Origin of the sequence: Micromonospora sp. ATA51 (genome assembly GCF_016802855.1) — a bacterium.
Classification (GTDB): domain Bacteria; phylum Actinomycetota; class Actinomycetes; order Mycobacteriales; family Micromonosporaceae; genus Micromonospora; species Micromonospora sicca.
This window is the reverse complement of record NZ_JAEVHJ010000258.1, coordinates 1-9,859: the sequence shown is the minus strand read 5'-3', so window position 1 is coordinate 9,859 and position 9,859 is coordinate 1. Positions and strand designations below refer to the sequence as shown.

At 74.2% G+C, this 9,859-nt stretch carries 10 protein-coding genes and 1 pseudogene; 2 read left to right on the top strand and 9 right to left on the bottom strand.

What is annotated here, in order from left to right; genetic code table 11:
- From JNW87_RS28820 to JNW87_RS28810, 3 genes are all read right to left on the bottom strand, one after another.
- The coding region (locus JNW87_RS28820; RefSeq protein ID WP_238454735.1) for a hypothetical protein at positions 1–339 on the bottom strand (339 nt) is incomplete at its 3' end.
- Positions 299–1,801 carry a replication-associated recombination protein A gene (locus JNW87_RS28815; protein ID WP_238454734.1) on the bottom strand — a complete coding sequence of 501 codons (1,503 nt, stop codon included), beginning with the start codon at positions 1,799–1,801 and terminating at the stop codon, positions 299–301. The genes JNW87_RS28815 and JNW87_RS28820, both read right to left, overlap by 41 nt.
- Before the next feature lie 75 nt (positions 1,802–1,876).
- Complete coding sequence (locus tag JNW87_RS28810) at positions 1,877–2,089, bottom strand: hypothetical protein (RefSeq protein ID WP_109800719.1); 213 nt, start codon at positions 2,087–2,089, stop codon at positions 1,877–1,879.
- A gap of 258 nt (positions 2,090–2,347) precedes the next feature.
- Between JNW87_RS28810 and JNW87_RS40895 the strand changes: the two genes are divergently transcribed.
- Positions 2,348–2,962, top strand: a complete 615-nt coding sequence (locus tag JNW87_RS40895; protein ID WP_238454733.1) for a GNAT family N-acetyltransferase — start codon at positions 2,348–2,350, stop codon at positions 2,960–2,962.
- A 64-nt stretch (positions 2,963–3,026) separates the two neighbouring features.
- Here the strand turns inward: JNW87_RS40895 and JNW87_RS28800 are convergent, their stop codons facing one another.
- The 4 genes from JNW87_RS28800 to aspS form a co-directional block, all read right to left on the bottom strand.
- On the bottom strand, positions 3,027–4,421 hold the full coding sequence (locus JNW87_RS28800; RefSeq protein ID WP_238454732.1) for an MFS transporter: 1,395 nt from the start codon (positions 4,419–4,421) through the stop codon (positions 3,027–3,029).
- On the bottom strand, positions 4,418–5,017 hold the full coding sequence (locus JNW87_RS28795; protein WP_109800722.1) for a transcriptional regulator: 600 nt from the start codon (positions 5,015–5,017) through the stop codon (positions 4,418–4,420). The genes JNW87_RS28800 and JNW87_RS28795 overlap by 4 nt, the downstream gene beginning before the upstream one ends.
- An 87-nt stretch (positions 5,018–5,104) precedes the next feature.
- Complete coding sequence (locus JNW87_RS28790) at positions 5,105–5,917, bottom strand: sugar nucleotide-binding protein (protein WP_238454731.1); 813 nt, start codon at positions 5,915–5,917, stop codon at positions 5,105–5,107.
- Between the two features lie 73 nt (positions 5,918–5,990).
- Complete coding sequence (gene aspS / locus JNW87_RS28785; protein ID WP_238454730.1) at positions 5,991–7,796, bottom strand: aspartate--tRNA ligase; 1,806 nt, start codon at positions 7,794–7,796, stop codon at positions 5,991–5,993.
- 155 nt (positions 7,797–7,951) lie between these two features.
- Between aspS and JNW87_RS28780 the strand changes: the two genes are divergently transcribed.
- Positions 7,952–8,449 (top strand): DUF998 domain-containing protein, encoded by a 498-nt coding sequence (locus tag JNW87_RS28780; protein WP_238454729.1) that lies wholly within the window; start codon positions 7,952–7,954, stop codon positions 8,447–8,449.
- Between the two features lie 142 nt (positions 8,450–8,591).
- Here the strand turns inward: JNW87_RS28780 and JNW87_RS28775 are convergent, their stop codons facing one another.
- On the bottom strand, positions 8,592–8,726 hold the full coding sequence (locus tag JNW87_RS28775; RefSeq protein WP_238454728.1) for an MFS transporter: 135 nt from the start codon (positions 8,724–8,726) through the stop codon (positions 8,592–8,594).
- Between the two features lie 206 nt (positions 8,727–8,932).
- A pseudogene (locus JNW87_RS28770) lies at positions 8,933–9,859 on the bottom strand (S1 family peptidase); the annotation flags it as partial.

Below are 9,859 nucleotides of genomic sequence, written 5' to 3'. Positions count from 1 at the left end.
CTGCTTGGCCGTCCGCAGGTCGTCGATCCAGCCGAACTCCTCGCCGGCGACCGCGTCCTCCGGCTCGGCGTCGGCCCTGCCCCGCCCCCACCGGCGGCCCTTGGCACGAGGGTCCCGCCGCTCGAGTTCCGCCCGCTGCTGCTTGGCCGTCCGCAGGTCGTCGATCCAGCCGAACTCCTCGCCGGCGACCGCGTCCTCCGGCTCGGCGTCGGCCCTGCCCCGCCCCCACCGGCGGCCTTGGCACGAGGGTCCCGCCGCTCGTCGGGGCCGTCCTCCGGCCGCTCCGGACCACGCGCCATCACTGCTGACCCTCCCCGACGGCGTCGCTGCCGCCCTCATCCACCCCGCCGACCTGCTCCGGACCCGCCGGGTGCCGGCCGTTCACGGCGACCGGTGCGGGCTGCTCCGCCCGCCCCGCCGGTACGGGCAGCCCCCGGACGATCCGGCGCAGCAGCGGCAGCCGGGTGGCCACCGACCGCTCGGCCCCGTGCCCGCTGGGCTGGTAGTAGTCGGTCCCGACGAGGTCGTCCGGAGCGTACTGCTGGGTGACCACACCGCGGTGGTCGTCGTGCGGGTAGCGGTAGCCGGCGCCGTGCCCGAGGCCCCGCGCGCCGGAGTAGTGCGCGTCGCGCAGGGCGCGGGGGACGGCGCCGCCGCGACCGGCCCGCACGTCGGCGATGGCGGCGCCGATGGCGGTGGTGGCCGAGTTCGACTTCGGGGCGGTGGCCAGGTGGATCACCGCCTGGGCCAGGTTGAGCTGTGCCTCGGGCAAGCCCACGTACTCCACGGCGTGGGCGGCGGCGGTGGCCACGCTCAATGCGGTGGGGTCGGCCATTCCCACGTCCTCGCTGGCGAAGATCACCAGGCGGCGGGCGATGAACCGGGCGTCCTCGCCGGCCACCAGCATCCGGGCCAGCCAGTGCAGTGCCGCGTCCACGTCCGAGCCGCGCATGCTCTTGATGAACGCGCTGGTCACGTCGTAGTGGGCGTCGCCGTCGCGGTCGTAGCGGACCGCGGCGACGTCGACCGCCTGCTCGGCGGTCGCCAGGTCGATCCGGCCGGTGCCGAGCGCGGTGGCGGTGGCGGCGGCCGCCTCCAGGGCGGTCAGCGCCTTGCGGACGTCCCCGCCGGCGAGGCGTACGAGATGGTCCTCGGCGTCGGTGGCCAGGGTGAGCGCGCCGCGCAGGCCGCGCTCGTCGGCGACCGCGCGGCGCAGCAGGCCGCGTACGGCGTCGTCGTCCAGCGGCTGGAGGGTGAGCAGCACGCACCGCGACAGCAGGGGCGAGATGACCGAGAAGTACGGGTTCTCAGTGGTCGCCGCCAGCAGCGTGACCGTGCGGTCCTCCACCGCGGCGAGCAGCGAGTCCTGCTGGGTCTTGCTGAACCGGTGCACCTCGTCGATGAAGAGCACGGTCTGCGGGCCGCCCGCCCGGCGCTGCCGGCGAGCGGTCTCGATCACCGCCCGGACGTCCTTCACCCCGGCGGAGAGGGCTGACATGGCGACGAAGCGACGGTCGGTGGCCCGGGCGACGAGGTGGGCGATCGTGGTCTTGCCGCTGCCCGGCGGCCCCCACAGGATCACCGACATGGGCGCCGCGCCGCCGACCAGTTGCCGCAGGGGCGCGCCCGGCGCGAGCAGATGATCCTGCCCGACCAGCTCGTCGATGCTGGCCGGCCGCATCCGGACCGGCAGCGGGGAATCCGCGCCGGCGGCGGTGAACGCGTCGACGCCACCGGAACCCGCGGGGGCGCTGGGCGCCCCGGCGGGTTCGCCGAAGGTGAAAAGGGCGTCGGACTCCATCACGAAGACAGTACCGGGCCGGGCTGACGGCGCTGGAATCGCGCCGCCGGCCCGGCCAGCGGTGATCGGATCCGGTCAGCCCCGACCGGGACGGCGACCCCGGTACCAGCGGCCGCCGCCAGCGCCGCGCGGGCCGGAGCCGACCCCGGCCAGGTAGAGCGAGAGCAGCAGGAAACCGATGAGGGCCAGGGTCCAGTTGTTGAACAGGTCGGGGGCGCCGAGGTTGCTGTTCAGGAAATCGAGCAGCAGCGCGAAGCCGAACACGATGGCCGCGAGAATGGCGAGCATGTCGTTCCTCCGGTGGGGGGTCCCAGTAGGTCGGCATGTGATGTACCCAATCGGTCTCTTCGCCAATCTCCACCGTGGACCGGCCCACCCCCGGGCTCCGTCGACGCCCCGGTCGGCGTTCTAGGCTGGCCGCATGATCACTGCCGACCAGGTCCTGGTGGGACGGGACGCACTCCTGGCCGCCACCGGACACCACCCGTACGCCCGGCACGCGCTCTGGCGGGACCACCAGCCGCGGGGCTGCGCCGGGACGGGGCGGTGGGGTGGCTCCTCCCCCCGGAGCAGGGCCCGGCGGGTGGGGCACTGGGGCCGGCCGCTCCGGCGGTGGACGTCTTCGCCGGTCTCGTGGCGGACGGGGTGCTGCGGCCGGGCCAGTGGCTGCACCTGCCCCGCACCACGGCAAAGGAGCTGGCCGGGCGGCTGACCATCGCCCGGCTCGACGAGTGGGACTTCCTCTGGACCACCACGCCCCCGCCGCCCCGGCCGGAGGAGGAGCGGGTGGTACGCCTCACCGAGGCCGACCACCCGGCGCTGGCGGCGCTGATCGAGGAGTCCTTCCCGACCACCACCTCCCGGCCCGGCGACCCGCGCATCGTCGACTGGTACGGCATCCGCGACGGTGACCGCCTGGTCGCCTGCGGCGCGGACCGCAGCCGGGGCGACATCGGCTTCCTGGCCGGCCTGACGGTGGCGATCGACCGGCGGGGCCGGGGTCTCGGCGCGGCGCTGACCGCCGGGATGACCCGCGCCCTGGTCGCCCGGTACGACCACGTCGCGCTCGGCGTCTACACCGACAACGTCGGGGCGATCCGGCTCTACCGCCGGCTCGGCTACACCGGCACCGAGCACCGCAGCTCGGTCCACCTCGGCTGACCGCATCCCCGGCGACCCGACCCACCGGGCGGAGACCGGCGGGTCGGGTCGTGGCGGCAGCGGGTCAGCGGCTCCGGGTGGCGGTCACTTCGGCGGTCGGAACGGTCTCGGGAGAGACGGCTCCGGTGGCCGGTGCCGCGGAATCGGCCAGCCCCGAGGCGAGCTCGGGCTCGGCGACCGGCGCGCCCGGGCCGACCGGCGGGGTCCCGCTCCCGTCGGCGGTCGCGGCCCGCCCGGCGCGCCAGGCCGGCAGGTAGAGCGGGGCGGCCAGGGCGAGCACCACCGCGCCGACGAACATGGCGGTGCTGACGCTGCTGCGGTCCGCCAGCGTGGTCAGGACGACCATGCCGAGTGCAACGGCCGGCTGGGCCATCATCGAGTTCAGCGAGATCACGCTGGTCCGGTACGGCCCGTCGACCTGGCGGTGCAGCAGCCCCATGTGCAGCGGGTTCGACGCGCCGTGCACGGTGTAGCAGGCCAGGTAGGCGATGAGCACCCCGACCGGGCCGGCGAAGACACCCATCCCGACCACCGTCACGCCCTGCAGGATCCGCAGCAACGCGGCGGCGGGCGCGGCGCCGAGCCAACGCAGCAGCAGCGGGGTCAGCGCGGCGCCCGCCGCGTTGGCGAGCCAGGCCACCGAGCTGGCCGGGCCGAGCAGCGCCGCCGCCCGGTCGGCGTCCCCGACCACCTCGGCGAGGCGGACCGGCAGCAGCGACTCGAAGGTCACCATCCCGAAGCCCCAGAACAGCTCGACGCAGACCAGGGCGAGCAGCACCCGGGAGCGGCGCAGCAGTCCGACCGCCTGCCCGACCATCCGGGGCGCCTCGACCATCGAGGCCCGCAGCGCGTCGGCGCCCCTGGCCGGCCGGGTCTCCACCAGCAGACGCAGCAGGACGACCAGGGCGATCGTCTGGAGGGCGATGGCCACCAGCACGGGCAGGGTCAGCGCGCTGATCGGCCCGACCGGACCCAGCGCGACCAGGCCGCCGCTGAGCAGCGCACCGGCGCCAATGGCGACGCCGATGACGGTGCCGGCGTACCCCAGGGCCCGCTCGTACTCGGCCTTCGGGTCGGCGGCGAGGGTGGCGTCGACGTACCAGGATTCCAGCGGGCCGCTGTCCAGCGCCCGGTAGACGCCCTGCAGGGCCCAGGACAGGAAGAAGAGCCAGAACGAGCCGGCCACCGCGAAGATGGCCAGCGAGACCAGGCAGACCATCCAGGCGGCCACGAGCACCGGCTTGCGGCCGAGCGCGTCGGCGAGGCCACCGGTCGGCAGTTCCAGCGCGAGCACGATCAGGCCCTGGGCGGTGCCGACCAGGCCGATCTGGGTGAGCGACAGGCCGCGTTCCTGCATCAGCAGGATCATCACGGGGATCATCAGGCCGGCGGGCAGCCAGCGCAGGCCGTAGAGGGTGAGGTAGCGGAACCGGACCTGGCGTACGGACAGCGCGCTCATCGCATCTCCTGGAACAACGGGTAGGCGGCGAGGAAGACCTGCACCGGCGCGGCGTCCGGCTCAGCGGGATCCGATTCGGCGCGGTAGCGCTCCAGGACCTGCCACAGCTCAGCCTTGAGCTCCTCCAGGCGGGCCGGTGGGATCGTCATGAAGATGTCGCCCATGCCGAGGGCGTCCCGCCAGGCGGGCGACCACTCGTGCTGGATGGCGAACCACCGCTCGGCGTGCTCCACGAGGAGACGCACCTGGTCGCCCTGGATCCACTCGATGGCCGCCCGGGCGTCCGGGTCGTCGTCGAAGTCGGTCGGCTCCCAGTTGGTGACGTCGTGCGCGGCCCGCCACCAGCGCTGCCGGCCGGTGCCCCGGTCGGTGTCCTCGACGACCAGCCCGACCTCGGCCAGCTGGCGGAGGTGGTAGCTGGTGGCGCCGGTGTTGGTGCCAAGCAGCTCGGCGAGGGCGGTGGCGGTGGCCGGGCCCTTCACGCGCAGGGCGCCGACCAGGCGCATGCGCAGCGGGTGGGCGAGCACCCGCACCTGGCGGTGGTCGATCCGCACCGCACGGGGCTCGGGCCGGGTCCCCGGATTTTCGTTCTCCATGCTTGCACAATATCCGTGCACACTTCCCGTGCACAATAGTTATGCACAGGAAGTGTGCGTGATCCGACGCCAGCGGCGATGAACGGGTCAGGCGGCGAGAAGTTCGCGGACCCCGCGCAGCCGGGTGCGCAGCAGGCCGGCGGCGCGGGTGGAGTCGAGGCGTACCTCGGTGGGGCGGAGCAGGCCGGACGCGGCGCTGGTGGTGGTCTTCATCCCGGCCGGGTCGAGCCCTTCCCGGCGGGCCACCAGCAGGCCCAGCTCGGCGCGGCTGACCGCGTCCGGGCCGGCCACGTTGAGCGGCCCGGCGTACCCCGACGGCACCAGTTCGAGGACGGCGGCGGCCACGTCGACCACGTCCACCGGGCAGCGGAGCTCGTCCATGAACAGGGCGGCCCGGCCGGCGAGCGCGTCGCGGCAGAGCTGGATCTGCTTGCTCCCCTCCCCGAGGATCAGCGACGTGCGCACCAGCGCCGCGCCCGGGTCGACCGCCCGGACCGCGGTCTCCGCCGCCGCCTTCGCCGCCCCGTACGGGAACACCGGGGTGGGCGGCTCGTCGTCCGGATAGGGCGCCGACCGGCCGGCGTGCAGCGCGTCGCTGGACAGGTGGACCAGGCGGGCCCCCAGCTCGGCGGCGGCGAACGCCACGTGGGCCGCCCCGTCCGCGGTGACCGCCCAGTCGTCGTACCGGTAGGGGGTGCCGATGACGGCGTCGGGGCGTACCGCCGTGACCAGCGCGCGCACGGCGGACCGGTCGGTGACGTCGAGCCGGCGCGCCTCGACGCCCGGCACCGCGACGGCGGCCGAGTGGTACGTCCCGACCACCCGCTGCCCCGCGGCCACCGCCTGCCGGCAGATCTCGGCGCCGAGGAAGCCGCTGGCCCCCACCACGAGCAGTGTCATCCTGTTCCCCGTTCCCGAAAAGGTCAGCGTCCGCGTCATCATGACGCGGACCGCTCGATCACGTGGGGACGGCTCAGGTGGGGTCGGCGACCGGAGCCACCGGACCGGCGGTGCCGGCGTGCACCCCGGTCGGCGCCTTCGGCTTGGCGTCGATGCCCGCCTCGGTGCGCTGCTGCGCGGTGATCGGCGTCGGCGCGCCGGTCAGCGGGTCGAAGCCACCGCGGGTCTTCGGGAAGGCGATCACCTCGCGGATCGAGTCCGCGCCGGCGAGCAGCATGCAGACCCGGTCCCAGCCGAACGCGATGCCGCCGTGCGGCGGGGCGCCGTACTTGAACGCCTCCAGCAGGAAGCCGAACTTGTCCTGCGCCTCCTCCGGGGTGATGCCGAGCAGGTCGAAGACCCGCTTCTGCACGTCGCCCCGGTGGATACGGATGGAGCCGCCGCCGATCTCGTTGCCGTTGCAGACGATGTCGTACGCGTACGCCAGGGCCCGGTCGGGGGCCTCCTCGAACCGGTCGACCCACTCGGCGTTCGGCGAGGTGAACGGGTGGTGCACGGCCGTCCAGCCGCCCTCGTCGGTGCGCTCGAACATGGGCGCGTCCACCACCCAGCAGAACGCCCAGGCGCTCTCGTCGATCAGGCCGGCCCGCTTGGCGATCTCGATCCGGGCCGCGCCGAGTAGCTCCTGCGCCTCCCGCGTGGTGGCGCTGGCGGCGAAGAAGACCGCGTCGCCCGGCTTCGCGCCGACCGCGTCGGCGAGCCCACCCAGGTGCTCGGCGGAGAGGTTCTTCGCCACCGGCCCACGCGCCTCGCCGGTCTCCGCGTCGAGCACCACGTACGCCAGGCCGCGCGCGCCGCGCGCCTTGGCCCAGTCCTGCCAGCCGTCCAGCTCCTTACGGCTCTGCGCGGCGCCGCCGGGCATGACGACCGCGCCGACGTAGCCGCCCGCGTCGATCGCGCCGGCGAACACCCGGAACTCGGTGCCGCGCAGGTAGTCGGTCAGCTCGGTCAGCTCGACGCCGTAGCGCAGGTCCGGCTTGTCCGAGCCGTACCGGGCCATCGCGTCGTGCCAGGTGATCCGCGGGATCGGCCGGGAGATCTCGTGACCGGCCAGGTCCTTCCAGAGCGCCGAGACGATCGCCTCGCCGAGGTCGATCACGTCGTCCTCGGTGACGAAGGACATCTCGATGTCGAGCTGGGTGAACTCGGGCTGCCGGTCGGCCCGGAAGTCCTCATCCCGGTAGCAGCGGGCGATCTGGTAGTACCGCTCCATGCCGCCGACCATCAACAGCTGCTTGAACAGCTGCGGCGACTGCGGCAGCGCGTACCAGCTGCCCGGTTGGAGGCGGACCGGGACCAGGAAGTCGCGGGCGCCCTCCGGGGTGGAGCGGGTCAGCGTCGGCGTCTCGATCTCCAGGAAGTCGCGCTCGTGCAGCACGCCCCGGGCGAGCTGGTTGGCCCGCGAGCGCAGCCGCATCGCGCTGGCCGGGCCGCTGCGGCGCAGGTCGAGGTAGCGGTACCGGAGCCGGATGTCGTCGCCGGCCTCGATCTGGTCGTCCACGGGCAGCGGCAGCGGGGCCGCCTCGGAGAGCACCTCCAGCTCGCTGGCGGTCACCTCGACCTCGCCGGTGGGCAGGTCCGGGTTCTCGTTGCCGGCGGGACGCCGGGTCACCTCGCCGGTGACCTGCACGCAGAACTCGTTGCGCAGCGCGTGCGCGTCCTCTTCGCGGAAGACCACCTGGACCACGCCGGAGCCGTCGCGCAGGTCGACGAAGATGACCCCGCCGTGGTCGCGCCGGCGGGCCACCCACCCGGCGAGCGTCACCGTCGAGCCGGCGTCCGCGGCGCGCAGGCTTCCGGCATTGTGGGTACGGATCACGGCTGGCAACTCCTCATCGTGGAACAGTCCTCACCGGTCATTCTGTCAGGGGCGGCCGCCCTTCCTCCCGGGCACCCGGCACGCGGGTGCGATTCGTCGCCGGACCAACGGGCGAACCACGACGGATGGACCGCCCGGCCGGTTACCGTGACCGGATGCGTGCCGTACCGACGTGGGCCGTGGTCATGGCGGGGGCGGCACCGGTGCTGCTCGTGACCGGCGCGACGGTCGCGGGCGCCCGGCAGCCCACCGGCTACGACCCGATCCGGGACACCATCAGCGAGCTGGCCGGGCAGGGCGCCACCGACGCCTGGATCATGGTCGGCTGTCTGGTGCTGCTCGGCTGCTGCTACCTGGCGACCGCCGCCGTGCTGCACGCGGCCGGGTTGCCCAGCCGCTTCCTGCTGGCCGTCGGCGGAGTGGCCACCATCGCGCTGGTCGCCTTCCCGCGACCGAAGGTCGGCGGCTCCCCCGGCCACGGCACCGTGGCGACCGTGGCCGTGCTCGCCCTGACGCTCTGGCCGGCCTGTTCGGCGCTGTGGCTGCCGCGTGGCCCGGACGCCGGGCACCCCGCCCGCCCGGAGCCGCCCTGGGCGTTCCGCCGACCGGTGGCGCTCAGCGTCACCGCGTTGCTGCTGAGCCTGTTCGGCTAGTTCGCGTTCGAGGTCACCGGAGGGTCCCGGACCGGGTTGGCCGAGCGGGTGACGGCGGTGGCGGTCGCGCTCTGGCCGCTGCTGGCGGTGCTCTCCGCCCGGCGGGCGCAGCTCGCGCGATCCGCCGACCCCGGCCCGCCCGTCAGTCCGAGTCGGCGGACAGCAGATGCCGCACCTGCGGAGCACCGTCGACCAGCTCGCGGGCCCGCTCCTCGACGGCCTGGTCGGCTCCCGTGAGCCCGCCGCCGTGGTGCGGGTGCTCCTCCCAGGACGGCACCTGGTAGACCTCGACGAAGCCGTGCGCCCGCTCCCCGGCCCGGAACAGCCCCAGCGCACCGCCCCGGTCCGCCGACGGGACCGGCCGTCACGGGGGCGCTCACCGGGCGGAAGGTACCCCGGGCCGGGCCGCCCAGTCCGCTGATCGCGGGGAAGCGGCACGGAACGGGCCGCCGGTCACCCGGCGGCCCGCTCCCATGGGGTGGCTCAGTAGACGCTGACGCCGTAGACGCTGAGCGCCTCGGTGACCGGCTGGAAGTAGGTGGTGCCGCCGGAGGAGCAGTTGCCGCTACCGCCGGAGGTCATGCCCAGCGCGGTGCTGCCAGCGAAGAGCGAGCCGCCGCTGTCGCCCGGCTCGGCGCAGACCGTGGTCTTGATCAGGCCGTAGACGCTGCCCTCGGCGTAGGTCACCGTGGCGTTGGTGGCGGTGACACTGCCGCTGTGCACGCCGGTGGTGCTGCCGCTGCGCTTGACCGACTGGCCCACGTAGGCGTTACCCGCACCGGTGATGTCCTGCGAGGTGCCGTTGTAGAGGTAGACGGTGCCGGGGTGGGACAGGCCGGTGTTGTCGTACCGGACGATGCCGTAGTCGTTGCCCGGGAAGCTGGTGCCGACGCGGGGGCCGATGTAGGTCGTCTGGCTGGAGTTGGTGTACCAGCTCGCCGAGATGTTGGTGCAGTGCCCGGCGGTCAGGAAGTAGTAGGTGCCAGCGCTGTTGCGCACGTTGAAGCCGAGGGAGCAGCGACCGCCGCCACCGGCGTAGATCGCCTGGCCACCGTTGAGCCGGGTGCTCAGCACACCGGGCTCGGAGATGAGGCGGACCGCGCCGTTGGTGCGGGCGACGGCGGCCTTGACCTTGTCCAGCTTGGCGCCGGTGACGGTGCTGTCGACCGAGATGACGACCTGGTTGGTGACCGGGTCGGTCCACCAGGCGGTGCCGGGGATCTTGGCGGACCTCTCCAGCTCGACGGTGGCCCGGTTGAGCTCGGCGGCGCCGCGGGCGACGAGCTTCGGGGTGGCGCCGGCGGCGCGGACCTGGCGGGCGGCGGCGTCGTCGGTGACGGCGACGACATCTTGCCGCTGGCGTCGGCGTACGTGCCGGCGGCGCGGTCGCCGAGCTGCGCGGCCAGGCCG

Excerpts from the sequence above, each read along its gene's own strand:
- JNW87_RS28815 (WP_238454734.1), bottom strand. The coding sequence starts at position 1,801 with ATGGAGTCCGACGCCCTTTTCACCTTCGGCGAACCCGCCGGGGCGCCC.
- JNW87_RS28810 (WP_109800719.1), bottom strand. The coding sequence starts at position 2,089 with ATGCTCGCCATTCTCGCGGCCATCGTGTTCGGCTTCGCGCTGCTGCTC.
- JNW87_RS28800 (WP_238454732.1), bottom strand. The coding sequence starts at position 4,421 with ATGAGCGCGCTGTCCGTACGCCAGGTCCGGTTCCGCTACCTCACCCTC.
- JNW87_RS28795 (WP_109800722.1), bottom strand. The coding sequence starts at position 5,017 with ATGGAGAACGAAAATCCGGGGACCCGGCCCGAGCCCCGTGCGGTGCGG.
- JNW87_RS28790 (WP_238454731.1), bottom strand. The coding sequence starts at position 5,917 with ATGACACTGCTCGTGGTGGGGGCCAGCGGCTTCCTCGGCGCCGAGATC.
- JNW87_RS28780 (WP_238454729.1), top strand. The coding sequence starts at position 7,952 with ATGCGTGCCGTACCGACGTGGGCCGTGGTCATGGCGGGGGCGGCACCG.